Origin of the sequence: Streptomyces natalensis ATCC 27448 (genome assembly GCF_000935125.1) — a bacterium.
Taxonomy (GTDB): Bacteria; Actinomycetota; Actinomycetes; order Streptomycetales; family Streptomycetaceae; genus Streptomyces; species Streptomyces natalensis.
This window is the reverse complement of the sequence record NZ_JRKI01000002.1, coordinates 72,641-99,029: the sequence shown is the minus strand read 5'-3', so window position 1 is coordinate 99,029 and position 26,389 is coordinate 72,641. Positions and strand designations below refer to the sequence as shown.

33 protein-coding genes are annotated in these 26,389 nt (G+C 70.0%); 15 read left to right on the top strand and 18 right to left on the bottom strand.

From position 1 onward, the window contains the following. The first annotated feature begins 107 nt into the window (after positions 1-107). Positions 108-773: a leucine efflux protein LeuE gene (gene leuE, locus SNA_RS00590; protein WP_030065645.1), complete on the top strand. Its 666-nt coding sequence runs from the start codon at positions 108-110 to the stop codon at positions 771-773. A gap of 83 nt (positions 774-856) precedes the next feature. Here the strand turns inward: leuE and SNA_RS42040 are convergent, their stop codons facing one another. Together SNA_RS42040 and SNA_RS00585 are read right to left on the bottom strand one after the other, a co-directional pair. Then, complete coding sequence (locus tag SNA_RS42040) at positions 857-1,087, bottom strand: hypothetical protein (RefSeq protein ID WP_157879846.1); 231 nt, start codon at positions 1,085-1,087, stop codon at positions 857-859. Between the two features lie 4 nt (positions 1,088-1,091). Beyond that, positions 1,092-1,307, bottom strand: coding sequence for a hypothetical protein (locus tag SNA_RS00585; protein WP_030065646.1), 216 nt, complete (start codon positions 1,305-1,307; stop codon positions 1,092-1,094). A 116-nt stretch (positions 1,308-1,423) separates the two neighbouring features. On the opposite strand from SNA_RS00585, the gene SNA_RS00580 reads away from it, so the two are divergent. After that, complete coding sequence (locus tag SNA_RS00580; RefSeq protein ID WP_030065647.1) at positions 1,424-2,281, top strand: helix-turn-helix domain-containing protein; 858 nt, start codon at positions 1,424-1,426, stop codon at positions 2,279-2,281. Further along, positions 2,259-2,480 (top strand): DUF397 domain-containing protein, encoded by a 222-nt coding sequence (locus tag SNA_RS00575; protein ID WP_030065648.1) that lies wholly within the window; start codon positions 2,259-2,261, stop codon positions 2,478-2,480. Before SNA_RS00580 ends, SNA_RS00575 begins: the two co-directional genes overlap by 23 nt. Before the next feature lie 58 nt (positions 2,481-2,538). Here the strand turns inward: SNA_RS00575 and SNA_RS00570 are convergent, their stop codons facing one another. After that, positions 2,539-2,898, bottom strand: a complete 360-nt coding sequence (locus SNA_RS00570) for a MerR family transcriptional regulator (protein WP_338059791.1) — start codon at positions 2,896-2,898, stop codon at positions 2,539-2,541. A gap of 164 nt (positions 2,899-3,062) precedes the next feature. Between SNA_RS00570 and SNA_RS00565 the strand changes: the two genes are divergently transcribed. Further along, positions 3,063-3,848 carry an amidohydrolase family protein gene (locus tag SNA_RS00565; RefSeq protein ID WP_044362498.1) on the top strand — a complete coding sequence of 262 codons (786 nt, stop codon included), beginning with the start codon at positions 3,063-3,065 and terminating at the stop codon, positions 3,846-3,848. An 82-nt stretch (positions 3,849-3,930) separates the two neighbouring features. Here SNA_RS00565 and SNA_RS00560 read toward each other — a convergent pair whose 3' ends face one another. Beyond that, a complete protein-coding gene (locus SNA_RS00560) occupies positions 3,931-4,872 on the bottom strand; it encodes an RNA polymerase sigma-70 factor (RefSeq protein WP_030065650.1) in 942 nt (313 codons plus the stop codon). Positions 4,873-5,055: 183 nt separating this feature from the next. On the opposite strand from SNA_RS00560, the gene SNA_RS00555 reads away from it, so the two are divergent. The 4 genes from SNA_RS00555 (at position 5,056) to gad (ending at position 8,822) form a co-directional block, all read left to right on the top strand. Beyond that, positions 5,056-5,541 (top strand): carboxymuconolactone decarboxylase family protein, encoded by a 486-nt coding sequence (locus SNA_RS00555; protein ID WP_030065651.1) that lies wholly within the window; start codon positions 5,056-5,058, stop codon positions 5,539-5,541. Positions 5,542-5,706: 165 nt separating this feature from the next. After that, positions 5,707-6,540, top strand: coding sequence for an SDR family NAD(P)-dependent oxidoreductase (locus SNA_RS00550; RefSeq protein ID WP_030065652.1), 834 nt, complete (start codon positions 5,707-5,709; stop codon positions 6,538-6,540). 132 nt (positions 6,541-6,672) lie between these two features. After that, positions 6,673-7,305, top strand: a complete 633-nt coding sequence (gene wrbA / locus SNA_RS00545) for an NAD(P)H:quinone oxidoreductase (protein ID WP_037789428.1) — start codon at positions 6,673-6,675, stop codon at positions 7,303-7,305. A 98-nt stretch (positions 7,306-7,403) separates the two neighbouring features. Then, complete coding sequence (gene gad / locus SNA_RS00540) at positions 7,404-8,822, top strand: glutamate decarboxylase (protein WP_030065654.1); 1,419 nt, start codon at positions 7,404-7,406, stop codon at positions 8,820-8,822. 54 nt (positions 8,823-8,876) lie between these two features. Here gad and SNA_RS00535 read toward each other — a convergent pair whose 3' ends face one another. The 4 genes from SNA_RS00535 to SNA_RS00520 form a co-directional block, all read right to left on the bottom strand. Next, positions 8,877-9,518: a PadR family transcriptional regulator gene (locus SNA_RS00535; RefSeq protein WP_030065655.1), complete on the bottom strand. Its 642-nt coding sequence runs from the start codon at positions 9,516-9,518 to the stop codon at positions 8,877-8,879. A gap of 131 nt (positions 9,519-9,649) precedes the next feature. Continuing rightward, the gene (locus SNA_RS00530) at positions 9,650-10,198 is read right to left on the bottom strand and encodes a DinB family protein (RefSeq protein ID WP_030065656.1); all 549 of its coding nucleotides are present in this window, start codon (positions 10,196-10,198) and stop codon (positions 9,650-9,652) included. 127 nt (positions 10,199-10,325) lie between these two features. After that, the gene (locus tag SNA_RS00525; RefSeq protein WP_030065657.1) at positions 10,326-11,783 is read right to left on the bottom strand and encodes an aldehyde dehydrogenase family protein; all 1,458 of its coding nucleotides are present in this window, start codon (positions 11,781-11,783) and stop codon (positions 10,326-10,328) included. Between the two features lie 83 nt (positions 11,784-11,866). Next, positions 11,867-12,742 carry a helix-turn-helix domain-containing protein gene (locus SNA_RS00520; RefSeq protein ID WP_078969581.1) on the bottom strand — a complete coding sequence of 292 codons (876 nt, stop codon included), beginning with the start codon at positions 12,740-12,742 and terminating at the stop codon, positions 11,867-11,869. A gap of 399 nt (positions 12,743-13,141) precedes the next feature. Here SNA_RS00520 and SNA_RS00510 point away from each other — a divergent pair, with 399 nt between their 5' ends. Further along, entirely contained in the window at positions 13,142-13,669 is a 528-nt protein-coding gene (locus SNA_RS00510; RefSeq protein WP_078969580.1) for an ATP-binding protein, read from the top strand. Between the two features lie 95 nt (positions 13,670-13,764). Here SNA_RS00510 and SNA_RS00505 read toward each other — a convergent pair whose 3' ends face one another. The 4 genes from SNA_RS00505 to rpmG all read right to left on the bottom strand — a co-directional run bounded on the left by SNA_RS00505 (position 13,765) and on the right by rpmG (position 15,878). Further along, entirely contained in the window at positions 13,765-14,055 is a 291-nt protein-coding gene (locus SNA_RS00505) for a DUF397 domain-containing protein (protein WP_044362491.1), read from the bottom strand. Positions 14,056-14,307: 252 nt separating this feature from the next. Then, complete coding sequence (locus SNA_RS00500) at positions 14,308-15,456, bottom strand: CobW family GTP-binding protein (protein WP_044362488.1); 1,149 nt, start codon at positions 15,454-15,456, stop codon at positions 14,308-14,310. Continuing rightward, complete coding sequence (locus tag SNA_RS00495) at positions 15,456-15,707, bottom strand: type B 50S ribosomal protein L31 (RefSeq protein ID WP_030065662.1); 252 nt, start codon at positions 15,705-15,707, stop codon at positions 15,456-15,458. Before SNA_RS00495 ends, SNA_RS00500 begins: the two co-directional genes overlap by 1 nt. A gap of 6 nt (positions 15,708-15,713) precedes the next feature. Beyond that, the gene (gene rpmG, locus SNA_RS00490) at positions 15,714-15,878 is read right to left on the bottom strand and encodes a 50S ribosomal protein L33 (protein ID WP_030065663.1); all 165 of its coding nucleotides are present in this window, start codon (positions 15,876-15,878) and stop codon (positions 15,714-15,716) included. A gap of 77 nt (positions 15,879-15,955) precedes the next feature. Here rpmG and rpmB point away from each other — a divergent pair, with 77 nt between their 5' ends. The 3 genes from rpmB to tatA all read left to right on the top strand — a co-directional run bounded on the left by rpmB (position 15,956) and on the right by tatA (position 16,800). Beyond that, the gene (gene rpmB, locus SNA_RS00485; protein WP_030065664.1) at positions 15,956-16,192 is read left to right on the top strand and encodes a 50S ribosomal protein L28; all 237 of its coding nucleotides are present in this window, start codon (positions 15,956-15,958) and stop codon (positions 16,190-16,192) included. Continuing rightward, the gene (gene rpsN, locus SNA_RS00480; protein ID WP_030065665.1) at positions 16,192-16,497 is read left to right on the top strand and encodes a 30S ribosomal protein S14; all 306 of its coding nucleotides are present in this window, start codon (positions 16,192-16,194) and stop codon (positions 16,495-16,497) included. The genes rpmB and rpsN overlap by 1 nt, the downstream gene beginning before the upstream one ends. 123 nt (positions 16,498-16,620) lie before the next feature. Next, positions 16,621-16,800 carry a Sec-independent protein translocase subunit TatA gene (tatA, locus tag SNA_RS00475; RefSeq protein ID WP_037789430.1) on the top strand — a complete coding sequence of 60 codons (180 nt, stop codon included), beginning with the start codon at positions 16,621-16,623 and terminating at the stop codon, positions 16,798-16,800. 73 nt (positions 16,801-16,873) lie between these two features. Here tatA and SNA_RS00470 read toward each other — a convergent pair whose 3' ends face one another. After that, positions 16,874-17,719, bottom strand: coding sequence for a nitrilase-related carbon-nitrogen hydrolase (locus SNA_RS00470; protein ID WP_030065667.1), 846 nt, complete (start codon positions 17,717-17,719; stop codon positions 16,874-16,876). 683 nt (positions 17,720-18,402) lie between these two features. Here SNA_RS00470 and SNA_RS00465 point away from each other — a divergent pair. Then, positions 18,403-19,023 carry a hypothetical protein gene (locus tag SNA_RS00465; protein WP_051877247.1) on the top strand — a complete coding sequence of 207 codons (621 nt, stop codon included), beginning with the start codon at positions 18,403-18,405 and terminating at the stop codon, positions 19,021-19,023. Positions 19,024-19,358: 335 nt separating this feature from the next. Here the strand turns inward: SNA_RS00465 and SNA_RS00460 are convergent, their stop codons facing one another. The 3 genes from SNA_RS00460 to SNA_RS00450 form a co-directional block, all read right to left on the bottom strand. Continuing rightward, complete coding sequence (locus SNA_RS00460; protein ID WP_030065669.1) at positions 19,359-19,661, bottom strand: hypothetical protein; 303 nt, start codon at positions 19,659-19,661, stop codon at positions 19,359-19,361. A 282-nt stretch (positions 19,662-19,943) separates the two neighbouring features. Beyond that, positions 19,944-20,177 carry a chaplin gene (locus tag SNA_RS00455; RefSeq protein WP_030065670.1) on the bottom strand — a complete coding sequence of 78 codons (234 nt, stop codon included), beginning with the start codon at positions 20,175-20,177 and terminating at the stop codon, positions 19,944-19,946. Positions 20,178-20,902: 725 nt separating this feature from the next. Further along, positions 20,903-21,157 (bottom strand): chaplin, encoded by a 255-nt coding sequence (locus SNA_RS00450; protein ID WP_044362480.1) that lies wholly within the window; start codon positions 21,155-21,157, stop codon positions 20,903-20,905. A 368-nt stretch (positions 21,158-21,525) separates the two neighbouring features. On the opposite strand from SNA_RS00450, the gene SNA_RS00445 reads away from it, so the two are divergent. Together SNA_RS00445 and SNA_RS00440 are read left to right on the top strand one after the other, a co-directional pair. Further along, positions 21,526-23,202: a bifunctional 3'-5' exonuclease/DNA polymerase gene (locus SNA_RS00445; protein WP_044362478.1), complete on the top strand. Its 1,677-nt coding sequence runs from the start codon at positions 21,526-21,528 to the stop codon at positions 23,200-23,202. Positions 23,203-23,301: 99 nt separating this feature from the next. Then, entirely contained in the window at positions 23,302-23,778 is a 477-nt protein-coding gene (locus tag SNA_RS00440; RefSeq protein ID WP_241779502.1) for a RidA family protein, read from the top strand. A gap of 62 nt (positions 23,779-23,840) precedes the next feature. Here SNA_RS00440 and SNA_RS00435 read toward each other — a convergent pair whose 3' ends face one another. Together SNA_RS00435 and SNA_RS00430 are read right to left on the bottom strand one after the other, a co-directional pair. Further along, complete coding sequence (locus tag SNA_RS00435; RefSeq protein WP_044362476.1) at positions 23,841-24,695, bottom strand: arylamine N-acetyltransferase family protein; 855 nt, start codon at positions 24,693-24,695, stop codon at positions 23,841-23,843. A gap of 144 nt (positions 24,696-24,839) precedes the next feature. Continuing rightward, positions 24,840-26,159 (bottom strand): acyltransferase family protein, encoded by a 1,320-nt coding sequence (locus SNA_RS00430; RefSeq protein ID WP_044362474.1) that lies wholly within the window; start codon positions 26,157-26,159, stop codon positions 24,840-24,842. Positions 26,160-26,389: the final 230 nt, after the last annotated feature.

Here is a 26,389-nt window from a genome sequence, read left to right as displayed (position 1 = left end):
CCTTCTCGGTACGCACTCCACGATGTGTCCTCACGCCGCGTGAGGTGCAAGTCCGGATTCTGGAATTGCGGTGAACCGGCGACACGGGCGGTGAGATCCTTCCGCCCATGCTGGGAATAACCGATCTGTCCACCTACCTGGTGGGCCTCGCGCTGATCATCCTTCTCCCCGGTCCGAATTCGCTCTACGTCGTCTCCGTCGCCGCCCGCCGCGGCCCGCGCACCGCCTACCGCGCCGCGCTCGGCGTGCTGTGCGGCGACACCGTCCTGATGACCCTGTCGGCCGGCGGCGTGGCCTCGCTCCTCCAGACCACCCCGGTCCTCTTCGCCCTTGTGAAATTCGCCGGCGCGGGCTATCTGACCTGGCTGGCGTTCGGCATGCTGCGGGGCGCCTGGTCCCTGTGGCGCGGCCGCGAGACCCGGCGCGCGGAGCGGTCCGGCAAGCCCGCGGCCCCGAAGGAAACGGTCGAACGCCCCTACCGCCGCGCGCTGGTGATCAGCCTCCTGAACCCGAAGGCGATCCTCTTCTTCATCTCCTTCTTCGTGCAGTTCGTCGACCCGTCCTACGCCCACCCGGTCCTGTCCTTCGTCACCCTCGGCGCCTGGGCCCAGCTCTTCAGCTTCACGTACCTCACGGTCCTGATCTTCAGCGGTACGTACCTGGCGGCCACCTTCCGCCGTCGCCGCAAGCTCACCGCGGGCCTGTCGGCGGGCGCCGGCGCGGCGTTCCTCGCCTTCGCCGCCAAGCTGTCGCTGGCCAGCGCGAGCAGCTGACGACCGGGCTCAGCCGAGGGGCGGCGGCCGCCGCGGCCGTGGCGTGCCGCCCGCTCGGGCACACTGCGACCTGCGCCTGGTCGTCAGACGCGCCCGCCCCCGCTCGACGACCACCTGTTGAGCCGCCGAACGTGCTCCGCCAGCTCCTGGCGCCGCGCGTCCCATTCCCCGCCGGTGAGGACGTACGGCCGTACGGTGCGGGCGTCCGCGCCGCACATCAGCCGGAGGGCCGATGGGACGCGGCGTAGGTGCACGAGGCGGCGGCGCGGGGGCGGCGGCAGGGGTTCGGAGGTCGTCCGGACACGGTCGCTCACGTCGTCAACTCGCCTTTTTCTCCGCAGCCTTACGGAGCGCCTCGGCCAGTTTGCGGGCGGTGGCCGCATTGCAGTTACCGAGGGCGACGAGCGGGATGCCGTAGCTGCCCGCAAGGCTCGGCAGGTCGATACCGAGCGACGGCAGTGTGATGCCGTTGTCCTGGAGCGCGGCGTGGAGCGCCTCGGTGCTCTCGTATACGTCGTCGTGGTGGTCGGGCATGCGGGGTACGCCTTCCTGTGCGCTATGTGACGAATCCCCTACAGCGTGGTGTCACAGCGCCTAGCGTGGAAGTCAGTTGGGTTGCACAAAGCAAGCCCCGAAAGTGGCGGTGATCCATGCCCCCTCGAAAGGAACCCGACGCGTCGGCGAGTGTCCCCTGCTTCTACGGCGCCGAGTTGCGCTACCTGCGGGAGGAAGCGGGCCTGACGCTCGAACAGTTAGCGGAAGGCAGCTTCCGTGGCATCTCGTTGCTCAGCCAGATTGAGCGGGGCGAGCGAGGGATGCCGATGGACCTGGCGCTCCATTGCGACAAGGTGCTGAAGACGAACGGGTTCTTCAAGCGGCACTGTGAAACGGCGGCGAAGGCGCGGCGGGCCGGGCATCCGGCGTACTTCGCGGATATTCCTGACCTGGAGAAGCAGGCGACGACGATCGAGGAATGGGCCCCGTCCGTCATCCCGGGGCTGCTCCAAACCGAGGCGTACATCCGCGAACTCATCCGGGTCGCGAAACCGTGGGAGGACCCTCAGGATGCCGAACAGAAGGTCCGTGCGCGGATAGAGCGCGCGAAGCTCTGGAAGCGCAAGGATCGGCCCGCGTACTGGGGAATCCTGTCTGAGGACCTGATCCGCAAGCCGCTACTCCCCGCCAGTCTCATGGCCGAGCAACTGGAGCACATCGCCGAAGTGATCCGGTCCACGCGCAGCGTTGTACAGATCCTCCCGAGCACAACCTTCGGTCACCCACTCATGATGGGGAGCGAAGTGCGGGTGATGACGTTCGCGGATGCCCCACCGCTGATCTGGGTCGAAGGCACTTTCAACGGAGAATCCATCGACTATCCACCGCTCGTGACGGATCATCGAAGGTCGTACGATCTGCTGAGGGCCGCCGCATTGCCGCCCGAGGCGTCCCTGGCCCTGATCGAGGAGGCGGCAAGGGGCTATAGAGATGAAGCGCAGCAAGAGGATTGACCTGAGCTTCGCCACGTGGCGCAAGAGCAGCTACAGCAACCCCGACGGCGCCAATTGCCTGGAGGTCCTCGACGACCTCCCCGGTCTCGTCCCCGTCCGCGACAGCAAGGACCCGCACGGCCCGGCGCTCGTCTTCCCGGCCGCCAGCTGGTCGGCGTTCGTCACCGCCGTGAAGGGCGCCGAACTGCCGGGCGCCTGACGGCAATTGCGCGTCCGCACACCGCACGGCCCCCGTGAACCACTCACGGGGGCCGTCGTCACTTCCCCCGCTCCGTCGTCGCGATCGCCCGTCGCAGGGTCTGGCGGGCCCGCGTCAGCTCGTCCGCGCGCTGGTCGAGGTGGGCGAGCTGCGCGCGGAGGGCGTCCAGCACCCCCGGGCACGGGCGCAGCGAGCCGTCCGCGAGGCCGCACGGCAGTACCTGGCGGATCAGGGTGGTGGACAGCCCGGCCGCCAGCAGGGCACGGATCTGGCCGACCGTCTGTACGGCGGCCTCGTCGTAGTCGCGGTAGCCGTTGGCGCGGCGGTTCGCGGTGAGCAGGCCGACGCGCTCGTAGTACCGCAGCAGCCGCTCGCTGGTCCCGGTGCGCCCGGCCAACTGTCCGATCAGCATCGTCATCCCCGCCCCCGGTCCTCGTCTCTCCGGTCGCTTGACCTTGGCATGGTGTCAACCCTCAACACTGGGCTCCGCGGCCGCATTCCGCCGCCGTCACCACAGCCGTCACCACAGCCGTCACCGTCACCGTCACGGGCACGGTCACGGTTCATGACCAGGGGATTCCATTGATCATCGATGCGCACAGCCATGTCCACGATCCCGTACGCAGCCACCTCGCCCTGCTGGACGAGGCGGGAGTCGACCGCGCCGTGCTCTTCGGCACCCGGCCGCATCCCGAGCGGGCCACCGATCTTGCCTCGTTCCGGCGCGAGATGAGCGTGCTGGAGGAGACGGTCGGCGGACGTGCCGAGGGTGCGGACGGCTACGAGGCCGCGTGGCGGGAACTGGCCGCGGCGTGCGCGGCGCACCCCGACCGGTTCATCGGCTTCGGCAAGGTCCGCCTGGGCCTGCCGGCGCAGCAGATCGCGGCGGACGTCGAGCGGGAGGTCGTCGGCCGGGGCTTTCGCGGCATCGGTGAGCTGACCCCGCCGCCGGGCGAGGCGGGCCGCATCGAGCCGGTTCTGCGGGCGGCCGCCGACCATGGCGGGTTGCCGGTCGTCGTCCACGGCTTCGCGCCGACGACGGCGGGCGACCTGGCGACGCTGGCCGCCCTCGCGCGCCGCCATCCGACCGTCCCCGTCGTGGTCAGCCAACTCGGCGGACTGAACTGGCTGACGGCCATCGAGCTGGCCCGGGACGTCCCGAACATGTACCTGGAACTGTCGACGGCACACGTCATCTTCGCCGTACGACTGGCCCTCAGGGAGCTTCCCGACCGCACCCTCTTCGGCTCCGACGCGCCCTACGGCGACCCGGTCCTCGCCCGCGCCACCGTCGAACGCGTTACGGGCCCGGGTCCGCTGCGCGACCGTGTTCTCGGCGGCACTCTCGCGGAACTGCTGGGCCTGTGAGGGCAGTTGTGCGCCTTTCCGGGCGGTCGCGGATCCGAACGGCCCCGGATCCGAACGGCCGCGGCTCCGAACCGCCCCGGCCTCAGCGCCGCAGGGCCGTCTCCCGCTGCATGTGTGACAGCTTCTCGGGGTTGCGGACGGCGTAGAGCCCGGTGATGAGGCCGTCGTCGATGCGCGCCGCCACGACGGTGTCGAGTTCGCCATCGAGGTGGATGATCAGCGCCGGGTGGCCGTTGACCTGCGTCGGCCGCAGCGAGACCGCGTCGGCGATCCTGCCCAGACCGCCGAGCAGCAGACGGCCCACCTTGTCGGCCCCCACGATGGGCCGCGGGACGGCCTGCTTGATTCCGCCGCCGTCGCCCAGGAGGACGACGTCCGGCGAGAGGATGTCGAACAGGCCCTGGAGATCGCCCGTTTCGATCGCCCGCTGGAAGGCATCGAGGACGTCCCGGGTCTCGGTCGGGGACACGACACCGCGCGGCCGGCGCGCCGCGACATGTGCCCGTGCCCGGTGCGCGATCTGGCGGACCGCGGCCGGGCTCTTGTCGACGGCCTCGGCGATCTCGTCGTACCCGAGGTCGAAGACCTCGCGCAGCACGAACACCGCCCGCTCGGTCGGCGTGAGCGTCTCCAGCACCAGCAGCATCGCCATCGATACGCTGTCGGCCAGCTCGAGGTCCTCGGCGACGTCGGGCGCGGTCAGGAGCGGCTCGGGCAGCCAGGGGCCGACGTAGGACTCCTTGCGGCGGCCGAGCGTCCGCAGCCGGCTCAGCGCCTGGCGCGTGGTGATCCGGACCAGGTACGCACGCGGCTCCCGCACCACGGGGAGATCGACACCCGCCCACCGCAGCCAGGTCTCCTGGAGGACGTCCTCCGCGTCGGCGGCCGAGCCGAGCATCTCGTAGGCGACGGTGAACAGCAGGTTGCGATGGGCGATGAACGCCTCGGTGGCGGGGTCCGTGCGGCCGCCGCCGTCGAGCTGCCCGGCCGTGCCCTCTGTGCGCTCGCTGTCCTCGCTCTTCACCGGCTGCTCCTGCCTCATCGCTCTCGACGGTGCCACGCGCACAAGACGCCGGTCACCCCGGCTTTGTGACACCCCTGGGCGGTGGCGCAGGTCACACCGTCGCCGCGTCACACGGCGCGGGTCGCCGGCATCTCGTGTTCGTCCAGTGCAACACCACGGAACACCACGAGTGAGGACCACGTCATGGACGCCCGATTCAACCTGCTCGAGAACGACCTCTCCGCCAAGTTCGCCAAGCGGTTCGCCAACGCCGGCCTGGTGATCCACCAGTCGCCGCTGCCGAAGTCCACGCAGGAGCTGGTGTCGCTGCGGGCCAGCCAGATCAACGGCTGCGGTCACTGCATCGACATGCACACCAAGGAGGCCGCAGCCGCCGGGGAGACCGCGGTCCGGCTCCACCTGGTCGCCGCCTGGCGCGAGGCCACCGTGTTCACCGAGGCCGAGCAGGCCGCGCTGGCACTCACCGAAGAGGGCACCCGGCTCGCCGACGCCCACCAGGGCGTGTCCGACGAGACCTGGGCCCAGGTGCGCAAGCACTACGACGACGACCAGATCGCCGCGCTGGTCGCGCTGGTCGCCCTGATCAACGCGGCCAACCGGCTCGCCGTGATCACGCACCAGAAGGGCGGTTCCTACGAGCCCGGCATGTTCGCCGCCATGGCCAACTGACCCGCGGCGGTCAACCGACCGGCAGTCGCCTCCGGCCCGGCCCAGGATCACGCGATCCGGGCCGGGCCGCGTGCGGCGCCCCCGCCCCGCCCCACCCTGGTGGCCCCACCACCAGGCGCACCACACACTCCCCACCCCCCGCACCGGACCGCCAGGCTGAGCCGCATGAACCAACACACCACACTGATCACCGGCGCGACCCAGGGCATGGGCCGCGGCCTCGCCCTCGGCCTCGCCGCCCGCGGGGGCACCGTCCTGCTGCACGGCCGCGACCGGGCCCGTCTCGACGCGGTCGCCGACGAGGTACGGGCCGCCGCCCCCGGCGCCACCGTACGGACCTACCTCGCCGACCTGGCCGATCTCGACCAGGTGCGTGTCATGGCCGCCGAGATCCGCGCGGCCGAGCCCCGGCTGGATGCGCTGATCAACAACGCCGTCGCGGGCGGCGGCTCCGACCCGCTCAAGCGCGAGCTGAGCCGGCAGGGCCACGAACTCCGCTTCGCGGTGAACCACCTGGCCCCGTACGCCCTCATCCGCGGCCTGCTCCCGCTGCTGACCGCCTCGGCGCCCGCCCGCGTCGTCAACGTCGCCTCGATCGGGCAGGAGACCATCGACTTCGACAACGTCATGCTGGAACGGGACTACGAGGGCCTGCGCGCGTACTGCCGCAGCAAACTCGCCCTGATCATGGCGACGTTCGAGCTCGCCGAAGAGCTGGCCGGCACCGGCGTCACCGTGAACACCCTGCACCCGGCGCATCTGATGGACACCAACGGGGTGCGCGAGTACGGCCTGACCCCGGCGACCGGCATCGAGGAGGGCGTCCGGCCGACCGTACGCCTGGTCACCGACCCGGAGCTGGCAGCGGTCACCGGCCGCTACTTCGACCGGTTCACCGACACCCGGGCCCACGAGCAGGCGTACGACGCGGACGCCCGCGCCCGCCTGATGGGGCTGACCCGCGCCCTCCTCGCCCAGGGCCCGCGCCGGACGCCCTGATGCCTGCGGGCCCGCGCCGGACGCCCGCCCGCCCAGGGGCTCTCGGCAGACGCCCGCCCGCCTCCCTCTGGCCGAATCCTGGAGGCCCCGCGCCGCCGGTGCCCCTATCGTCGGCTTCCAGGAGGTATGCCCATGTCCGCACACGCGCCGCCGGTCCACGTGGCCGTCATCTACTACTCCTCCACCGGCACCATCGCCGAGCTCGCGCGGGTGATCGCGGACACCGCCGAGCACGAGGGGGCGGAGGTGCGGCTGCGGCGGGCGGCCGAGCTGGCACCGCAGGTGGCGATCGACTCCAATCCGGCGTGGGCGGCCAATGCCCGCGCGACCGCCGACATTCTGGAGGCGGCCGCCGAGGACATGCTCTGGGCCGATGCGGTGATCCTGGGCACCCCCACCCGCTTCGGCAATGTGTCCTCACAGCTCAAGCAGTATCTGGACACCCTGGGCGGGCACTGGCAGCAGGGCCATCTGGCCGACAAGGTCTACAGCGGCTTCACCGCGAGCGCCACCCGGCACGGCGGGCAGGAATCCACCCTTCTCGCCCTCTACCACACCGTTCACCACTTCGGCGGCATCCTCGTCCCGCCCGGTTACACCGATCCGGCGAAGTTCCGCGACGGGAATCCGTACGGCACCTCGCACGTCGGCGGTCCGGACACCCCGGTCGACGACGACGCCCGTACCGCCGCCCGTATCCAGGCGAGGCGCGTCGTGAAATTCACCCGGGCCATCAAGACCGGCCTTGCCGGTCAGGCGAGTTGACGTACGGATGACAGACCCGACGGCAGACCGATGGACGAAGGCGGACGGACCCCGACGGACGAAGGCGAACGCACCCCGACAGGCGAAGGCGAACGCACATGACCCTCCACAAAGGCGCATCCGACCGGGACCGGCAGCGCACCGTCCGCCGCCCGGTCAACCCCTTCTACGGCGAGGCCGACCCGGTGGCCGGCCTGATGGCCTCGCCGCCGCAGCACACCCTGCCCGAGGGCCCCCTCTCCCCGCACACCGCCTACCAGTTCGTCCATGACGAACTGATGCTGGACGGCAATGCCCGGCTCAATCTGGCCACGTTCGTCACCACCTGGATGGAGCCGCAGGCCGGCATCCTGATGAGCGAGTGCCGGGACAAGAACATGATCGACAAGGACGAGTACCCGCGCACCGCCGAACTGGAGAAACGCTGCGTGGCGATGCTCGCCGACCTCTGGCACGCGCCCGCCCCGGCGGCCGCCGTCGGCTGTTCCACCACCGGGTCCAGCGAGGCGTGCATGCTCGCCGGAATGGCCCTCAAGCGGCGCTGGATGCGCAGGAACGACGACCGGTATCCGGGCCACGCCCGGCCCAACCTCGTCATGGGCGCCAACGTCCAGGTCTGCTGGGAGAAGTTCTGCACCTTCTGGGAGGTCGACGCGCGCCAGGTCCCGATGGAGGGCGACCGCTTCCATCTGGACGCGGAGAACGCCGCCGGCCTCTGCGACGAGAACACCATCGGGGTCGTCGCCATCCTGGGCTCGACCTTCGACGGATCGTACGAGCCGGTGGCCGATATCTGCGCCGCCCTCGACGAGCTCCAGGAGAAGAAGGGCTGGGACATCCCGGTCCATGTCGACGGCGCGTCCGGCGGGATGATCGCGCCGTTCCTCGACCCGGACGTGGTGTGGGACTTCCGGCTGCCGCGGGTCGCCTCCATCAACACCTCCGGGCACAAGTACGGCCTCGTCTACCCGGGCGTGGGCTGGGCACTGTGGCGCGACGAGGAGGCGCTGCCCGAGGAGCTGGTCTTCCGGGTCAACTATCTGGGCGGCGATATGCCGACCTTCGCCCTCAACTTCTCCCGCCCCGGCGCCCAGGTCGCCGCCCAGTACTACACCTTCCTGCGGCTGGGCCGGGCCGGCTTCCGCGCCGTCCAGCAGGCGACCCGCGACGTGGCCCGCACCATGGCCGGCCGGATCGGCGCCCTCGGCGACTTCCGCCTCCTGACCCGCGGCGACGACCTGCCCGTCTTCGCCTTCACGACCACCGACGAGGTGAAGGCCTTCGATGTCTTCGATGTGTCCCGGCGGATGAAGGAACGCGGCTGGCTGGTGCCCGCCTACACCTTCCCCCCGAACCGCGAGGACCTTTCCGTCCTGCGCGTCGTCTGCCGCAACGGCTTCTCCCACGATCTGGCCGAGATGTTCCTCACCGACCTGGAACAGCTCCTGCCCGAACTCCGCGACCAGCCGGGGCCGTTGCAGCGTCCGGAGAGCATGGCCACGGCCTTCCACCACTGAGAACACCGGGACCGGCTGCGGCCCACCGAGGCCCTTGAGCCGCTCCCGAGCCCGTCAGCGTGCGTCCCCGGGATGCCGCTCCCCCGTCGCGTACGGGTTCGCCTCGCCCTCCCTCAGCACGCCCACGAACGGCTCTCCCTCCCCCGCGAAGACATACGCCCCGTCCTCGATCCGCGCGATCAGCCCCCGGGTCCACTCCGCGCCGCTGTCCGCGGAGTGCACCCACATGTTCATGATCTCGCCGATATGACCGAGCTGACCGGGCCCGCCCTCGGGCGTGTAGTACTCGGTGACCGTGGCGCGCCACTCCTCCAGGCCCCGCACCCGTTCCCTGAGCAGCGCCACCGCCTCGGCACGCGGCAGATCGAGGAGGAAGCCGATACCGGCGCTCAGGACGTCGGCCTTCTGGTCGTGCCGGGACAGGGCCGCCCGCAGCAGCGCGAAGAATTCCTCCTCGCCCGCCGCGGTCGGCTCGTACTCGGTACGGGGCGGGCCGCCGGCCGTACTGGGCTCGGTCTCATGGGCGACCAGCAGCCCTTCCTTCGCCATCTGCTTGAGCGCGTGATAGATCGAGCCCGGCTTGGCGTTGGACCATTCGTTGGCGCCCCAGTACTCCAGGTCGTTGCGCACCTGATAGCCGTGCGCCCGCCCGTGCTGCCGCACGGCACCCAACACCAGCAGCCGGATCGCCGACATCGCCCGATCAACCCCTTCCCCAGCTCACGCCGGGCGGTACCCCACGCCGCCAGCCTAGACGGGCACGCGGGGCCGGGGTCCAGGGCGTGTCCGATGGGTCAGGGCCCCGGCCATGACCCATCGGACACGCCCTAGCTCTCCTGCGCCTTGCGCTCCTCGTCCACCAGCGCAAAGGCCGTCCGGCCGTCGAGGGACTCGCGAATGATGTCGGCATGCCCGGCGTGCCGGGCGGTCTCCTCGATCAGGTGCAGCATCAGCCAGCGCATCGAGTGGCGGGTGTTGGGCGGGAACCACGGCGCTTCGGGCAGCGGGAAGGTGTCGTCGAGGCTGGGTACGGAGCGGATGAAATCCTCGGTGCGCCGGGACACCACGTCCCAGAACTCCAGCATCCCGGCGAGCGTCTCGCCGTCCTCCAGCTGGAAGCTCAGATGCCAGTTGTCCTCGTTGCGCTCGATGGACGGCGGACGCTGCTGGGCCTTCTCCACCCAGCCCTGCTCGACCTGGGCGACATGCTTGACCAGCCCGCCCAGCGACAGCTCACTGGCGCTCGGCCGCTTCGTCACCTGCTCCTCGGTCAGCCCCAGAACCGCCCGCCGCAGACCGCCGCGCTGCGCCTCCAGGAACGCCAGCAGCGCTCCGCGCTCGTCACCATGGGCCTCGGAAGGAACGTGAGTGGGCATAACAGCCGCCTTTCATGGCGTCCACCGGCGGACGGCCCCTCGCCGCCCGCCTTCCGACATCTCTCACGCTACGGACCAAGGAGGACGGTAACGGTCCTATATCCGGCCCGGCATCCTCCGGAGGTCCTCAGAACGGGAACCGCGACCGACCGTGCTGAATGGAGATCCACTTCGTGGTCGTGAACGCCTCCACCATCGCGTCCCCGTTCAGCCGCCCCACCCCGGAGCTCTTCTCCCCGCCGAACGGCACGATCGGCTCGTCGTGCACCGTCGCGTCATTGATGTGGATCATCCCGGTGTCGATGCGCTTGGCGAACCGCACGCCGCGCTCGATGTCCCCGGTGTGCACGGCGCCGCTGAGCCCGTACGGCGTGGAGTTGGTGATCCGTACGGCCTCGTCGTCGCCGTCGAAGGGGATCAGCAGCACCACCGGGCCGAAGATCTCCTGAGTCAGCAGCGGGGAGCCCTCCGGAAGGTCACTGAGCACGGTCGGCGCCACCAGGGTGCCGCGGGTCGTGCCGTGCAGGAGCGCCGAGGCGCCGTCGGCGATGGCCCGGTCCACGACGGCGGTCACGGCCTCGGCCTGGCCCTCGTTGATCAGCGGGCCGATATGGGTGCCGGGGTCGGTGGGGTCGCCGACCTTCAGCGAGGCGACCTTGGCGACGAATTTCTCGGTGAATTCCCGCTCGACGGCCCGGTCGACCAGCACGCGGTTGGCGGCCATACAGACCTGGCCCTGGTGGACGAAACGGCTGAAGACCGCGGCGTCGACGGCGTAGTCGATATCGGCGTCGTCCAGGACGACCAGCGCGCTGTTGCCGCCCAGTTCCAGCACCGCGTGCTTGAAGTGCGAGGCGGCGACCGTCGCGACATGCCGGCCGACCTTCTCCGAGCCGGTGAAGGAGATCGTCTTCGGCACCGGGTGCGCGATCAGCGCATCGCCGATCTCGGCGATATCGGTGACGACGACATTGAGCAGCCCGGCGGGCAGCCCGGCCTCCTCGAAGAGCCTGGCGACCAGCCCGCCGCCGCAGATCGGGGTGTTCTGATGCGGTTTGAGGACGACGGCATTGCCCAGCGCGAGGGCGGGCGCGACGGACTTGATGGAGAGCAGGAAGGGGAAATTGAAGGGGGAGATGACGCCCACGACGCCGACCGGCAGGCGGTAGAGGCGGTTTTCCTTGCCGTCGATGGGCGAGGGCAGAATCCGCCCTTCGGCGCGCAGCGCCAGCTGGATCGCCTCGCGCAGGAATTCCCGTACGAGATGCAGCTCGAAGCCGACCTTGGCGAGCGTGCCGCCGACCTCCGCGGCGATGGCCTCGCCCAGCTCCGCCTCGCGCTCGTCGATGATCCGCAGCGCCCGTTCGAAGACCAGCCGCCGGGTGTAGGGATTGGTGGCGGCCCATTCCTTCTGGGCGCGTTCGGCGGCGCGGTAGGCCCGGTCGATCTCCTCGACCGTGGCAACGGTTATCGAGGCCAGTTTTTCGCCGTTGTAGGGATTGAAATCGACGATGTCCCAAGAGCCGCTGCCCGAGCGCCACTCGCCGTCGATGAACTGATACGCCAACTCGTCGAAGTAGGACATCTCATCCCGATCTGGAGAACAGGGCGCTCAGGGCGCCGCAGTGGGGGTGCTGACTCCTGACGGTTTTTCATCCTACCCACGCGTCACATGAGTTGGAGCAGACCACGCAACACATCACGGCTCTCGGCCGGATTGGGCGCCTCTTCCTGGAGACGGTCCATCGCCCGCGCGTACTGCGCCACTTCCTCGGGCTTGTCCACATACAGCGCGCTGGTCAGCTGCTCCAGATAGACGACGTCCGGCAGCCCCGACTCCGGAAAGCCGAGCATGGTGAACGCACCGCTCTCCGCCGCATGCCCGCCGTAACTGAACGGCATCACCTGGAGGTGCACATTCGGCCGCTCGGACAGGTCGATCAGATGTTTCAACTGCTCGCGCATTACCGCGCGTTCACCATAGGGACGGCGCAGCGCCGCCTCGTCCAGCACACACTGGAATTCCGTCGGCCGCTCGGCCACCAGCAGCTTCTGCCGCTCCAGCCGCAGCGCGACCCGGCGCTCTATTTCGGCGGTGCCGGCTCCGGGCATTCCGCTCTTGACGACGGCATGCGCATAACCCTCGGTCTGCAACAGCCCGTGCACGAACTGCACTTCATAGTTACGGATGAGCGAGGTCGAACCCTCCAGACCGACATAGGTCTGGAACCATCCGGGCAGCACATCGGTGTAACTGTGCCACCAGCCGGTGGCGTTGGCCTCGCGGGCCAGGGAGAGCAGCGCATCGCGCTCCTGCTCGTCCCCCACGCCGTACAGCGAGAGCAGATCCTCGACATCGCGCGCCTTGAAGCTGACCCGCCCCAACTCCATGCGGCTGATCTTGGATTCGGAGGCGCGGATCGAGTAGCCGGCCGCCTCGCGGGTTATGCCGCGCGATTCGCGGAGCCTGCGGAGCTGCGCCCCCAGCAGGATCCGCCGTACCACCGAACCGCTCGACTCCTTCGCCGACTCACTACCGGACACCTCTCAGCCCCTCCTGTGACCCCACCCCGTCCAACGGTGGGCCGCAGTCTGCCACGTTCGCACTCCGTTGAGTGCTCGTGCGGTTACTGATATGTGACTTCCTCCCAAGCCCTCCACAAGAACCCGCGCACGTGCCCCCGCAAAACCCCCATACGCCCCCTGCGAGCCGCCCTGCGCCCCTCGAGAATCCGCACGTCCCGCAGGAATCCGCAGGAAAAATCGCAGCGTACCGCCATCGGCCGCCTCAAACAGGGCGCGTGCACGTGCATCTGCCCTTGCATCTGTCGTGGTCATTGGGAACCATAGGCGTCGCACGCATGCTCACTCGCTCGTGAAAGATCCGCCAGATCCGGCAGACCGGCCAGATCATGACGTCCGCGAACGCCAGGAGTGCCTCGCATGGGGACTACGGTTTTGACCATGCTCGAGCCGTTATGGCAGGGCCTTCCTCCCGTCGACCCCTTGACCGCCTCCGGATCCGTGTCCTGCACGCTCCCGCCGCGGTACGAATCGGTCGGCGGTGCACGGAAGTTCACGCGCGACACACTGCGGGACTGGGACCTGGACGAACTCTTCGACGGGGTCGCCCTGGTGGTCTCCGAGCTGGTCACCAACGCCCTGCGGCATGCGGTCCTCGCCCCCACGGAGCCGCTTGCGGTCGAGCCCCGCGTCCCCGAGCAGCGGCTTGCGGAACCGTCCCCGGCCGCCGCGCCCGCCCGGCTCCATCTGATGCGCTGGTCCTCCCGGCTCATCTGCGCGGTACGCGATTCCAGCGACGCCTCACCGGTCGCCGGCGAGGCCGATTCGGCCGCGGAATCCGGCCGCGGGCTCTACCTCGTGGAGTCCTTCAGCGACAGCTGGGGCTGGCACCGGCTGACCGGCACGATGCACGGCAAGATCGTATGGGCGCAGTTCCGGCTGCCGTAGCCACCGACCCCGCACCACCCGCGCACCCAGGCCCTGCCCGGCGGACATCCGCCCGGACAGGGCCTTCGTCGTACGCCCGGCGCGTGGGCCGCACGTCAAACGTCAGACGTCGGACCTGAGCAGCCAGCCGTGTACACCGCCGAGCGCTCCTCGCGTACGAGGTGGTCGAACTCCCCGTCCTTGACGCCCAGCAGCATCGCCTCGACCTCGGCCGGCGTGTAGATGAGCGCCGGACCGTCGGGGAAACGGGAATTGCGTACCGCGATCTCGCCCCCGGGCAGCTTGGCGAACTCCACGCACGAGCCCTGGGAATTGCTGTGCCGGCTCTTCTGCCAGGCCGCATCGCGGAGATCCGTTGCGGCCATGCCGTTGTATGCGTGGGGCACAGGGCTCTCCCGGTGAGAAAGGGCGTCAACTGCCGGGGATCATAGCCGTGTTCACATGCAGATGCATGCGCAGATGCACGTGCACGACAGGCCGTGCCGCCCCGGTCACTGCTTGTCGAGCGCCTGCCCCCAAAGCTCCGCCACAATCGACCGCCAGGTGGCCGCGTCAGCGCGAGGCGTACGGCAGCAGCGCCATCTCCCGGGCGTGCGGGTGCCCGGGGCGGGGCGGCGCCCGGCGGCCCCGCCCCGCCTCTACGACACCGGATCGAGCAGTTCGTCGAACGCCGGCGGCAGGCTCTTCCAGGCGTGCGGCCCGCCCGCGTACTCGGCGTCGGTGAGCAGGCAGGACTCCAGCAGGGAGGTCAGGCCCTCGCGGTCCAGTCCGGGGGAGGTGAAGACCAGGTGCTGGGCGCGGTCGCCGTGCTCGGGATGCCAGTCCAGCGCGGCGGCGGCCCGGCGCATCGGAGGCACCATCTCCCAGGCGGCATCCGGCAGCGAGGCCAGCCACGGCCCGGTGTTCTCCACGCACAGCGCACCGCCCGCCGCGTCCCAGGACAGCAGGGTGTCCGGCCGGTCGGCCAGCCAGAACCGGCCCCGGCTGCGCGCGGCCGCGCAGGTCAGATCCTCCAGCGCCGCATAGAGCCGCCCGGGGTGGAAGGGCCGGGTGCGGTGCCAGACGAGGGTGGCCACGCCGTCGGCATCGGCGTCCTGCGGCAGCAGCGCACAGGCGGGATGCTGGCGCGCCGCGGCCGCCTCCGCATCGAATCCGTCCGTCGCGGCCGCCGCCAGCTCTCCCGATGCGACGGCGACCTGGCGCGCCATGGGGTGCAGCTGCGCCAGCAGGGCGAGGTCCGCGGGGTCGGCCGCTTCCTCTCCCTCGGCGATGGCCAGCACCGGCGCGTACTCCAGCTGCCGCGCCCAGGTGTCGGCGACGGTGCGCTGGTCGGAGGCGGCGGCCGCGAGCCCGGCCTCGGCGAGGTCGTCGCCGCAGGCGAGATACGGAAGCAGCAGCGCCGGATCGACGGCCGTGATCACCCCGGTCAGCGCGAGGTTCGCCGAACCGCACGCGGTGACCACCTCGGCCATGGCCTTCGGCTCGACCGAATCCCACAGCTCGACGACGGCCAGCCGGCAGGTCCGCCCCGCGGCCAGCCGCTCCAGCTCGGGCACCAGATCCTCGCGCAGTGCGCAGCAGGCGCAGTCGTTGACCAGCGGGGCGTGGCCGGTGTCGAGGGTGCCGCCGGCATCGCGGACGGTGCGCCGCACGGTGCCCGCCGCCGCCGGGGCGAGGTCGTGATGGAGGGCGACGCTGCCGGGCACGGAATGCAGCAGCCGCTCGACGGCGGTCCGCCGCGCCTCCGCGTGCAGCCCGCCCACCAGCACGACAGGGAGTGGATCCATCAGCGGGACCTCGTGCCGTAACGGCGCTCGAACCGCTCGACGCGGCCCGCGGTGTCCAGCACCTTGGCGGTGCCGGTGTAGAAGGGGTGGCTCGCCGAGGAGATCTCGACGTCGACGACGGGGTAGGTGTTGCCGTCCTCCCACTCGACGGTCTTGTCGCTGGTCGCGGTCGACCGGGTGAGGAAGGCGAAGTCGGCGGACCGGTCGCGGAAGACGACGGGGCCGTAGGCGGGGTGGATTCCGGGCTTCATCGGGGCTCAGCGCTCCTCTCGGAAGGTGACGTGCCGGCCGGCCAGGGGGTCGTACTTGCGCAGTTCCAGGCGGTCGGGGTGGTTACGGCGGTTCTTGCGGGTGACGTAGGTGAACCCGGTTCCGGCGGTGGACCGGAGCTTGATGACCGGGCGGAGTTCGTTGCGAGCCATGCCAGGTAGTATACGTAAATGAATTCCATTTTCAATAAACCCTCACCTGGGGCTCCGACCACCGGAAGGACCGCACCGTGTCCGCCCACTGCCAGCTGACCGGCCGCAAGCCCGGCTTCGGCACATCGATCTCGCACTCGCACCGCCGCACCTCACGCCGCTTCGACCCCAACATCCAGCGCAAGCGCTACTGGCTCGAAAGCGAGGGCCGGCACATCCGGCTCACCCTGAGCGCCAAGGGCATCAAGACCGTCGACACGATCGGTATCGAGGCGGCCGTCGCCCGCATCCGTGCCCGGGGGGAGCAGGCCTGATGGCCAAGAAGAGCAAGATCGCCAAGAACGAGAAGCGGCGGGTCGTCGTCGCCCGCTACGCGGCCCGCCGCGCCGTCCTCAAGGCCGTCATCCGCCATCCGCACACCCCCGAGGAGGAGCGCTACGCCGCCCAGCGCGAGCTGTCACGCCAGCCGCGCGACGCCAGCGCCACCCGGGTCCGCAACCGCGACGGCGTCGACGGCCGGCCGCGCGGCTACTTCCGCGCCTTCGGCCTCTCCCGCGTACGGCTGCGCGAACAGGCCCACCAGGGCTATCTGCCGGGCGTGCGCAAGTCCAGCTGGTAGCGGCCGGCAGCCGCCCTCGACGGCCGCCCGGTGCCAGGCGCGTCCCCTGGGCGGGGCGGCCGGAGGGTTCGGGTCATACTGGGCAGACCGCCCCCGGATACCGCCCCGACGAAAGCGAGCCCCATGCTCCGCAACGCCTTCGAACCCTGGCACCTCCTTGTGATCCTCGCGGTCCTCGTACTGCTCTTCGGCGCGAAGAAGATGCCCGATATGGCCCGCGGCCTGGGCCGCTCGATGCGGATCCTCAAGTCCGAGGCCAAGGCCCTCAAGGACGAGCAGCCTTCGGAGGCGTCCTCCCGTTAGCACCGGGAGGGGCGGGCCCCGGCCGACGCCGCCCTCGTGAGGCGTCGCCGCCCTCGCCAGCTGCCCTCGCCCGTCAGCTGTCGCCGCCCTCGTCGATCAGCCGCCGTACCTCGCGGTCGATCAGCCCCAGCCGGGCCTCCGCCACCAGCGGCACCGCCCGCCGCTGCCGGCGCGCCTCGGAGGGGTCGATGTCGACGGTGACCAGCGCGGTCTCCCACTTGGGCGCCTGCGCCACCACCGTCCCGCGCGGATCGACCACCCGCGAGCCGCCCCAGAAGGCGGCCCCGAGCTCATTGCCGACCCGGTTGACGAACACCACCCAGCACTGGAGCATCCGCGCCGTATAGGAGAGCAGGGTGTCCCAGTACACCTCGGTGTCCATCGCCTCCGGATCCAGACTGGCCGCGCTGTTGGTCGGCACGAACAGCACCTCCGCACCGTCCTGCACCGCCAGCCACGGGAGCACCGGCTGCCAGGCGTCATTGCACACCAGCGTGGCCCCCCGCCCGCCGCTCGCCGACTTCGTCAGGTCGTACGCACGCAGCGACTGGCCGGGGCTGACGTGCTTGCGCTCCTCCCAGGCAAGGTAGTTGGGCAGATAGAGCTTGCGGTGTGCATGCCGCATCGCACCGTCCGCATAGGTGGCCGCCGTGTTGTAGGCCCGCAGGCTGGTGTGCTCATGGAAACCCACCAGCACATCGGGCCCCAGAAGGCTCAGCTCCAGCAGCCGCGGATCGCGCGCCTCGATGGAATCGTCGCGCTTGAGTGCGCCCAAGTGATAGCCGTGCAGGCTGAGTTCGGGAAAGACGACAAGATCGGCGCCCTGGTCCGCCGCCTGCTTGATCTGCTCGCTGGCGAGATCGACATTCTCCGCCACCTCACCCAGCACACAGTCCGTCTGCGCCAGTGCGATTCGCATGGCCCACACCTCACCGATCAGTCGGCTTTGCGGCTTTTAGCCAATATTGCCAGCTCCCGGCCGCACGGGCGCCCGCATCGGGCCCCGTACCCGGAAACCGGGTCAAACGCCCAGGCAGAGAGGCCCCCACCATTGGGCGAAAGAACAATCCCTTCCGTGCCGGACACGGCTTTCCCGCGTTGATCTCCACGGTCCGTCGTACGTCGCCGGGCGGCTTCCAGCCGCAGCTCAGCCCGGCCGCGGAGGTACGACGGCGCCCGGCCGAGTCGTCCGGCGATGCCGACGGCCGCCTCGGCCGGGCGGCCCGGGCCGAGCGGACCGCCGGACCCGCTCGGCCGGCCGCCGAGCAGGCGCGCGCCCCTTCCCCTCCGGTCCTCCGCACACAGCGCCCTTCACGGTCGAGAAAGGCCACCCCCGATACGTACGGGACCGGGTACGTACGGGGCCCGATGCTTACGGGACCCCGATGTCTACGGGCCCTCTCCCACAACCCCTTCCACCGCCGCGAGTTCCGGCCCCTCACCCGAACAGCGGGAAATGCGCCGGGAAAGCGCGCCGCCCCCGGACCGCCCGCCGGCTCGCCCATCTGCCGCAGCACATCTTGCGGGCCGTCAATTCCGTTCGCAGGGTGGCGATGAGCCGCGTATCGCGCGGCTCCTTCGCATCACGGAAAGGAGCCTTCCATGCGGATGTCCCGGAAGGCCGGTCTGCTCGTCTCCGCCGCCGTGTGCGGAGCCCTGGCATGGGGCGCCGCGGGAAGCGCCCTCGCGTCCATCGAACACTCCCCGGCCCCTTCCCGCGGCGCCGCCCCGCACAAGGCACCGCTGCCGAACACCGGGGAACTCAAGGCCCAGGCCAAAAGCCTCGCCGAAATCTCCGGGGTGCTCGGTCCGGTCACCGACCTGATCAATGACGTCCTCACGACCGCCGACAACGGCAAACTTCCGGCGGATCGCATCACCGAGCACAGCAAGGCCGTCCGAAACGCCATTTCCGCCGTCCGCCAGGCCGGTCCCGAGGCGCCGTCCGCGCCGTCGATCTCCCAGCCGGACAACGGTTCCCGGCTCGTCACCGGCAAGTCCGCCGACGATCTGCGGGCCGCGGCCCTCACCGGCCTTCAGACAAAGACCGACGCGCTGCTGAAGGCGATTGCCGCGGACGGCCCGGCCGCCATCACCAGTTCCGTGACACAGAGCGTCACCGCCCTGGCGAACGTCATTCTCAGCATCACGCTCGGCGGCCTGCCCGCCCCCGACCTCCCGGGCCTGCCCGCCATCCCCCGGCTCCCCGGCGGAATCGCCTGACCGAAAACGCCTCCGGGCCCGCACCGCCGACGACGGCGGCGCGGGCCCGGAGCTTCGCCATGACCTTCACTTTTCCGGCCGGCATGCCAATACCCCGGCAGCCCCATCAATCACGCAAGGGCATTGGCATGCTTCCCTCCACACGCCGTGCACAACGAACCGGGACGCCCCACCTCGGTCACAACCGAATAACAATACCGCGCGAGTCGGCCGATTATCGGATATCGACGCGGTGATCGGGCCAGGTAATCGGCGCAACAGAAACCCGGGCCGCCCAGAAGGGGAAATCTGGGCGGCCCGGATTTCTCAGCGAAGTCCGGAATGCGTGCCGGACATTACTTCCCGATCTGGAGTCCGCCCAGGAGCGACCCCGGGTTGCCGTTGCCGATCTTGTTCCCGGTGAGCAGGAACTTCTTGCCGCCCTGTACCTTCTGCGTCGCACCCTTGACCGTCTTGACCACCGGCGCGAGCCGGTGACCATCAAGCGGCTTGGCGTGCAGCACGTTCGACAGCGTGCTGCTGGGGCCGGTCTGCGGGAGCGCGTGCGGGGGCGTGGGACCGGCGGCAAAAGCGGGGGCGGCCGCGCCGACGGCCATGAGGGAACCGGCAACGATCGCGGCAGACTTCGCGTACTTCACTTTGTGCTGTCCCTTTCTCAGAGCGGTGGTCGATGAGATCACGGCACCGGCGCCGCGTGAGCAATCACTTCGCTGCTCGGATCACCGCTTTCGCCCTGACTAACGAGACCCGCCTTCCGGGGAAACTCTGGATTTCCGCCTTCTTGGCAATGTCATCCGGCGGCAGCGCACCGCCGGGATTTCGCCGCGCCCCGCGGCCGGACGCCGACGGCCCCGGCGCACATGGACTGCGCGCCGGGGCCGTTCGGAGCTACTGAGCGATATGGCTCGGATTGCTGTGTGTTACTTGTTGATGCAGACGTTGCCGAACGCCGGGTTGAGTAGACCGACGAACTGGACGGTGTTGCCGCAGACGTTGATCGGAACGTGGATCGGCACCTGGATGGCGTTGCCGGAAAACACGCCGGGGGAACCCTTGGCACCGCCCTTGGCATGCGCGTCGGCGAACGCCGGGGTAGCGGCACCCACTGCCATGAGCGTTCCGACAGTAACTGCAGCGACCTTCGTGTACTTCACTTTCAGCCCTTCCTGCAGCGGGTCCGTAGCGGACACGACCGTCGTGCCGCACGGGCGGGAAACTGCTCGCCCGTAACTCCGCTGCCGCTATTGGTAACGACTTCTCCTCGTCGGCCAAACTCCCACGGCAGAGTTTTCGGAAGAATCGCCCGAACGATGCAAGGTCGATTCGGGAGATTGCCGCCGCGCATACGACGCGAAAAATGCCGCCGGAGTTCGAACAGACGAGGGGCCCTCCGAATACAAATTCCTACCGAAAGGGGGATGGGGAATTCCGCCCCGACGATGGGTGACGCATGGCCCGTATCGGTGGTTACGGACTCGTTCTCCGTGCACTGCTGCTTCTGCGGTGAGGGCAGGGCAGCGATGCGCAATGCGCGATGCCCTGAACCATGATCGGGATTCCGATCGACAGGGGACCGTTGCCATTGACCGAGGAAGTGCCATTGCGGTCACCGATGGCCGCCAATATGGCGAGGGCCTTCTTGATCACAATTTACCCTTCTCGAGGCGGCGTGCCCGTATCCGGAACGCACCCTGATCAACTCGCCCCGGAGAGTGCGGTTTCGCCCATTCACCCGAATGCCGCGATTCCATAAACCCATATCACTGTTCCTGGGCGCCACCGGGCCACGGCCGAATTCCGGGCAGCGGCCCCGCCCCCGGCAGGCGCAAGGCCGGTACGGAGAGCACGTACCGGCCTTGCGACCGACGCCGAGTGGCGGTCAGGCGTTGATGCACTTGTTGCCGAACGCCGGGTTGAGCAGCGCGAAGGCGTCGGCGGTGTTGCCGCAGACGTTGATCGGGACGTCGATCGGGACCTGGATCAGGTTGCCCGACACGAAGCCGGGGGAGTGGGCTGCGCCACCGTAGGCGTGAGCGCCGCTGCCGTGCCCGCCGGCGGTGGCCATTCCGGCCCCACCAATGACGGCCACGCCCGCGGCGGCGGACAGGACGACGGCCTTGGATACAAGCTTCACTGCGAACCTCTTCACTGAGCAGCATTCAGGGATCTGTACGCGCCGCTTAGAGCGACAAGCTGCTCAACGCATCACCCCGGAAAGAGATACCGAAGCATTCGGGTGAAATGGGATTGAAGCGGCACGAGGGAACAACCATTTCCCATCGTCGCATATAGCGCAGTTATACCCCCCGAACCCGCTTCTCGCCGTCAAGCCCCCGCCACCCAGGGCGAGTTGCCACGGCCGGCGTGAGAGCACCGAGAGCCGCAACGGCACCCTCCCTGCGTGGCCTGCCCGCCGCCGCAGCGCGCACCCGACGCTCCCACGTACGGCGCCAAACGCGCAGGTCAGGGCGATTGTCAGACCCTGGTGCCAGACTCAGGGACATGAGATGGGCAGTGGCAGAGACGGGCGACGGGGGTGCTCGTCTCTGCCCGCTCACCCCCGACGGCCGGGCCGCCGGCCGGGTGTTGGAGGAGCCCTCGTTCGCCGAGGCGATCCGCTCGCGCCCCGAAGTCGACCGGTGGGTGTGGCGCTCCACCGCCGAGCTCTACCGCCGCCTGCTGGCGGCCGGAGTGCGGGTCGAGCGCTGTTACGACATCGAGGCCGCCGAGGCGCTGCTGATCGGCCACGAGGAGGGCCAGTGCGGGCAGCCCCGCTCGCTGGCCGCCGCCTGGGCCCGGCTGCACCGCCTGCCGGTGCCCGACGACACACCCGCGCGGGCCGCCGAGACCCAGCCGTCCCTCTTCGAGCCGGGCCCGGTGCCCCTGCCGCCCGGTACGGACGAGCTGACGGCCCTGCTGGAGGTCTACGCCGGCCAGCTGGCCCGTACGGCCAGGGCGGCACATCCCGAGCGGATGCGGCTGCTGATCGCCGCCGAATCGGCGGGCATGCTGGTCGCCACCGAGATGACCCGGGCCGGGGTGCCCTGGCGGGCGGATGTGCACCGTGAGGTGCTCAACGGCCTGCTGGGCGAGCGCTATCCGGGCGGACTCGAACCACGCCGGATGGCGGAGCTGGCCGAGGAGATCTCCCGCGCCTTCGGACCGGGCGAACGCATCCGCCCCGATCTGCCGCACGACATCATCAGGGCCTTCACCAAGGCCGGGATCCCCCTCGCCTCCACCCGCAAAGGGGAGCTTCAGCAGATCGACCACCCCGCGGTGGCGCCCCTCCTCCGGTACAAATCCCTCTACCGCCTCCACACCGCCCACGGCTGGTCCTGGCTACAGCAGTGGGTGCACGACGGCCGCTTCCGCCCCGAGTATCTCCCCGGCGGCACGGTCACCGGCCGCTGGACCACCAACGGCGGCGGCGCACTCCAGATCCCCAAGGTCATCCGGCAGGCCGTACGTGCCGACCCGGGGTGGCGCCTGGTGGTCGCCGACGCCGACCAGATGGAGCCCCGGGTGCTGGCCGCCGTCTCGCGCGACCCGGGCTTGATGGAGGTGGCCGGCAGCGGCGCGGACCTCTACGCCGACCTCGCCGCCCGCGCCTTCCGTGGCGACCGCGCCCAGGCCAAACTCGCCCTGCTGGGCGCCATTTACGGCCAGACGTCCGGCGATGCCCTCAAGCACATGGCCGATCTGCGCCGCCGCTACCCCGCGGCGGTGGCCCATGTCGACGATGCGGCCCGCGCCGGCGAGGAGGGCCGCCTGGTCCGCACGTGGCTGGGCCGCACCTGCCCGCCCGCCTCCATGGCTCCCCCCGACGAAGCGGGCCTCCCCCAGGACGAAGCCCCGTCCGGCTACGGCAGCACCTCGGCGGCCCGCGCCCGCGGCCGCTTCACCCGTAACTTCGTCGTCCAGGGCAGCGCCGCCGACTGGGCCCTGCTGATGCTGGCCGCCCTGCGCCATGCCCTGTCCCGCGCCGCCCTCCGTGCCGAACTCGTCTTCTTCCAGCACGACGAGGTCATCGTCCACTGCCCCGCGGACGAGGCCGCCACCGTCGCCGGAGCCATCACCACGGCGGCCGCAGCGGCGGGCCGTATCGCCTTCGGCGACATACCGGTCCGCTTTCCGTTCACGACGGCGGTGGTGGGGTGCTATGCGGAGGCGAAATGAGGCGGCGAGTGAGGGGTGCGTGCTTCCCCGGGAGGAACGGGGAGCGTTTCAATCCCTGGGAGTGCGATACCGGTTGACGGCAGTGGGAGGGCATCGGAGATGAGCGAGAACGGCATGGGGGATGCGGGCGGCGGGAGCAAGGCCGGGGGTGGTACCGGGAGCGGAGGGGAAGGCGTCGCGGGGCTGGAGCGGATCAATCCGGGGCATCTTGCGCCGCCTACGGGGTTCAGTCATGCCGTCCGGGCGGGGTCCGGGACCATGGTTTTTCTCGCCGGGCAGACCGCGCTCGACGGCAACGGGCGGATCGTGGGGGACGGCATCGTCGCGCAGTTCGAGCGGGCGCTGGCCAATCTGCTGGATGCGGCGGCGGCCGCCGGCGCGGGGCCGTCCGACCTTGCCAAGCTCACCGTTTTCGCCGTCGATATCGCGGACTACCGCCGCCACGCCAGGGACCTCGGGCTGGTGTGGAAGCGCCTGGTGGGCACGGACTTCCCCGCCATGGCCGTGATCGGCGCGACGCGGTTGTGGGATGCGGATGCCCTGGTGGAGATCGAAGGGATAGCCGTGGTGCGCTGAGGTCGCGTACCGGGGGGCCGGGGCCGGTGGATGGTTTCAGGAGCCCAGGGGGGTGACACAGGCTAGGGAGCGTCACCGGCGAGGCTGTTGCGCTGGAAGGCCACCAGGGCATCCGCATCCGCGGCGGACAGGGTGATGCCGAATTCGGACGCCAGGACCTGCGGGGTCTCCTGGGGCGGGATGTCGCGGACCTCGGTGGTCCCGTCCGGGCGGGTGTGGATCAGTTGGCGGCCGATCAGGGCGGTGCGGAGGTCGGGGAGGGGGCGCTGGGCCACCAGGCGGCGGACGAACGGGGAGCGGGGGTGGGTGGATATGTAGTGGTTGAAGACGGTGTAGTCGACCGGGTAGCGCTGCTCGGTGCCGAAGGCGTACAGGTCCATCCAGCCGGTTTCGGTGCGGGAGCGCAGCGCCCAGGTATGGGTGTCCTGTTCGAGGGCCAGAGCGAAGGTCCAGCCGCCCTGGCGGACCTCGGTTCCGTCGCGCAGAGGGAGCGGTTCGAGCAGCCCCGCGCCGCCGAAGCCGACGTCGGTGACGAAGTCCTCGCCGTCGATCTCGACCCTGAGCAGGGCGTGGGTGACCGGGCGCAGACGGTCGTCGCCCATCCGGATACGGGCGCCGAGGCCGGAGACGCGGAAGCCGAGGCGGTCGAGGGCGGCGGCGTAGAGGAGGTTCTGTTCGTAGCAGTAGCCGCCGCGGTGGCGGTGGACGAGCTTGGTCTGGAGGGATTCCAGGTCGAGCGGGAGGGGGCGGCCGAGGACCACATCGACGTTCTCGAAGCCGATGCTTGCGGAGTGACGGGCGTGCAGGCGGCGCAGGGTTTCGAGGGTCGGCTGCCGGTCGCCCTGGAAGCCGATGCGGGCCAGGTAGGCGTCGAGGTCGAGTTGACTCCCGCCCCAGAGGGAACCGGGTTCGGGCATGGTGGCTGACTCCTGTCGCTCTGGTCGCTCTACGGTCGGCGCTCGGCCGTCGCCCTCACCGATACGGCCGTGAGACGAGCTCAGGCGGGCCCGCGGGCGGGCGCCCGCGCACCCCGCGCCGGACGGCGCGGGGCGCACGCGGTGCTACGTCCCCACCGGATCCTTCTTGAAGGCCCAGGTCATCTTGGGTTCCATCGCCCACCGGAACGCCCGCTGCACCGGTGGCGTGCACAGCAGCGTGATGAAGGTGCCCGCGCCGAGGGTGATCAGGACCATGCCCCAGGGCTTGTGCACCCACGGGGTGTCGTACCAGTTCCAGAAGCGGGAGCCCTTGGCGATGAAGCCGTGGAGGAGGTAGCCGTAGAGGGTGCCTGCCCCCAGCGCCGTGCACCACATGGTGCGGCCCGGGACCCAGGCGAAGAAGCAGGCCACCAGGACCAGCGAGCAGCCGAACATCGCCAGCGTCATAACCGCGCCGCTCCACCAGGGGGCGGCCAGTTCCTGGGCGCTGTCGCGGTGGTAGAACCACGCGGCGTTCATCCGCGGCGCGGCCCAGTACGCGAAGACCAGCGCGCAGGCGAAGACCGGTACGGCGGCGATCCGCGCCCGCTTGTTGCGTACGAGCTGGAAGTGCTCGGGCTTCAGGCACAGGCCGAGGACGAAGAACGGGAGGAATTGCAGTACGCGCTGGAGGTCGAGGTCGTTGCCTATGTTCGGCGAGGTGGCGGCGAGCGCGGCGACGGCCAGGGCGAGCGGCACCGGCCAGCGGACGATCTTCCACATCGGGGTGGTCAACCGCCAGATGAACAGCGCCAGCAGGAACCAGGTGAGGTACCAGGGGTCCGTGAGGCTGATGGGGTAGTGCGGGTCGTTGTCCGCCCACCGCTTGAAGAGCGAGTACGCGACCTCGAAGAGGATGTAGGGGACGGCGACGCCGGTGATCAGCCGCTGGAGGCGGTCCTTGCGCATGTCGAAGCTGCGCGAGAAGTAGCCGGAGATGATGATGAACGCCGGCATGTGGAAGGCGTACACGGTGATGTACAGCGCCGCGGCGGAACGGCTGCCGTCGCGCAGCGGCTCCCACGAGTGCCCCATCGCCACCAACACGATGGCCAGGTACTTCGCGTTGTCGAAAAACGCATCGCGCGACGTGCCCTTGCCGTCCGCGGCGGGCTGGGCCTTACCGCGTGCCCGCTGCGCCTTGTGCCGGCCGTGCGCCGCGCCGCCGGACCTCGTAGGTGTCCCCGGGGCCTGCGGGTCTTCCGGGTGCGTCTGCGGAGCCGGGCGTTCGGCGGTCCGTAGGCCCGTCCCGGCGGTGGCCCCGGCGGACTGCGCGGCCGTGGCGGGCATGGTGACGGTCGCCGCGCCCGCGCCCAGCGGGTCGTACGGGTCCTCGTCGGGCACCTGCCGCTGCGGGGGAAGCGGCGCCCGCCGCTGGCCGTACGCCGGAAAGTCGTTCGTCAAGGGCGCTCCCGGAATGAACCCTGAGGAGAAGCCGGACGCGGGCCCGCACCGGGCGCCGAATCGGAACCCAAAAGCCTCATCCTGCGTCTTACATATTTTACGGGGGGTGTGGCGGCGTCGAACATCTCAGGCACCATATCCGCGCCACGGGAATCCCGTAAATCCCCGCCTGGTGCGGCTCATCGGGCTCCTGTCCGGCTTCCACAGCTCCTTCACCAGCACCTGAACCT

Coding starts and splice junctions, on each gene's coding strand:
- leuE (WP_030065645.1), top strand. CDS start 108: ATGCTGGGAATAACCGATCTGTCCACCTACCTGGTGGGCCTCGCGCTG.
- SNA_RS00585 (WP_030065646.1), bottom strand. CDS start 1,307: ATGCCCGACCACCACGACGACGTATACGAGAGCACCGAGGCGCTCCAC.
- SNA_RS00580 (WP_030065647.1), top strand. CDS start 1,424: ATGCCCCCTCGAAAGGAACCCGACGCGTCGGCGAGTGTCCCCTGCTTC.
- SNA_RS00575 (WP_030065648.1), top strand. CDS start 2,259: ATGAAGCGCAGCAAGAGGATTGACCTGAGCTTCGCCACGTGGCGCAAG.
- SNA_RS00570 (WP_338059791.1), bottom strand. CDS start 2,898: ATGACGATGCTGATCGGACAGTTGGCCGGGCGCACCGGGACCAGCGAG.
- SNA_RS00555 (WP_030065651.1), top strand. CDS start 5,056: ATGGACGCCCGATTCAACCTGCTCGAGAACGACCTCTCCGCCAAGTTC.
- SNA_RS00550 (WP_030065652.1), top strand. CDS start 5,707: ATGAACCAACACACCACACTGATCACCGGCGCGACCCAGGGCATGGGC.
- wrbA (WP_037789428.1), top strand. CDS start 6,673: ATGTCCGCACACGCGCCGCCGGTCCACGTGGCCGTCATCTACTACTCC.
- gad (WP_030065654.1), top strand. CDS start 7,404: ATGACCCTCCACAAAGGCGCATCCGACCGGGACCGGCAGCGCACCGTC.
- SNA_RS00535 (WP_030065655.1), bottom strand. CDS start 9,518: ATGTCGGCGATCCGGCTGCTGGTGTTGGGTGCCGTGCGGCAGCACGGG.
- SNA_RS00530 (WP_030065656.1), bottom strand. CDS start 10,198: ATGCCCACTCACGTTCCTTCCGAGGCCCATGGTGACGAGCGCGGAGCG.
- SNA_RS00525 (WP_030065657.1), bottom strand. CDS start 11,783: ATGTCCTACTTCGACGAGTTGGCGTATCAGTTCATCGACGGCGAGTGG.
- SNA_RS00510 (WP_078969580.1), top strand. CDS start 13,142: ATGGGGACTACGGTTTTGACCATGCTCGAGCCGTTATGGCAGGGCCTT.
- SNA_RS00500 (WP_044362488.1), bottom strand. CDS start 15,456: ATGGATCCACTCCCTGTCGTGCTGGTGGGCGGGCTGCACGCGGAGGCG.
- SNA_RS00495 (WP_030065662.1), bottom strand. CDS start 15,707: ATGAAGCCCGGAATCCACCCCGCCTACGGCCCCGTCGTCTTCCGCGAC.
- rpmG (WP_030065663.1), bottom strand. CDS start 15,878: ATGGCTCGCAACGAACTCCGCCCGGTCATCAAGCTCCGGTCCACCGCC.
- rpsN (WP_030065665.1), top strand. CDS start 16,192: ATGGCCAAGAAGAGCAAGATCGCCAAGAACGAGAAGCGGCGGGTCGTC.
- tatA (WP_037789430.1), top strand. CDS start 16,621: ATGCTCCGCAACGCCTTCGAACCCTGGCACCTCCTTGTGATCCTCGCG.
- SNA_RS00470 (WP_030065667.1), bottom strand. CDS start 17,719: ATGCGAATCGCACTGGCGCAGACGGACTGTGTGCTGGGTGAGGTGGCG.
- SNA_RS00465 (WP_051877247.1), top strand. CDS start 18,403: ATGCGGATGTCCCGGAAGGCCGGTCTGCTCGTCTCCGCCGCCGTGTGC.
- SNA_RS00445 (WP_044362478.1), top strand. CDS start 21,526: ATGAGATGGGCAGTGGCAGAGACGGGCGACGGGGGTGCTCGTCTCTGC.
- SNA_RS00440 (WP_241779502.1), top strand. CDS start 23,302: ATGAGCGAGAACGGCATGGGGGATGCGGGCGGCGGGAGCAAGGCCGGG.
- SNA_RS00435 (WP_044362476.1), bottom strand. CDS start 24,695: ATGCCCGAACCCGGTTCCCTCTGGGGCGGGAGTCAACTCGACCTCGAC.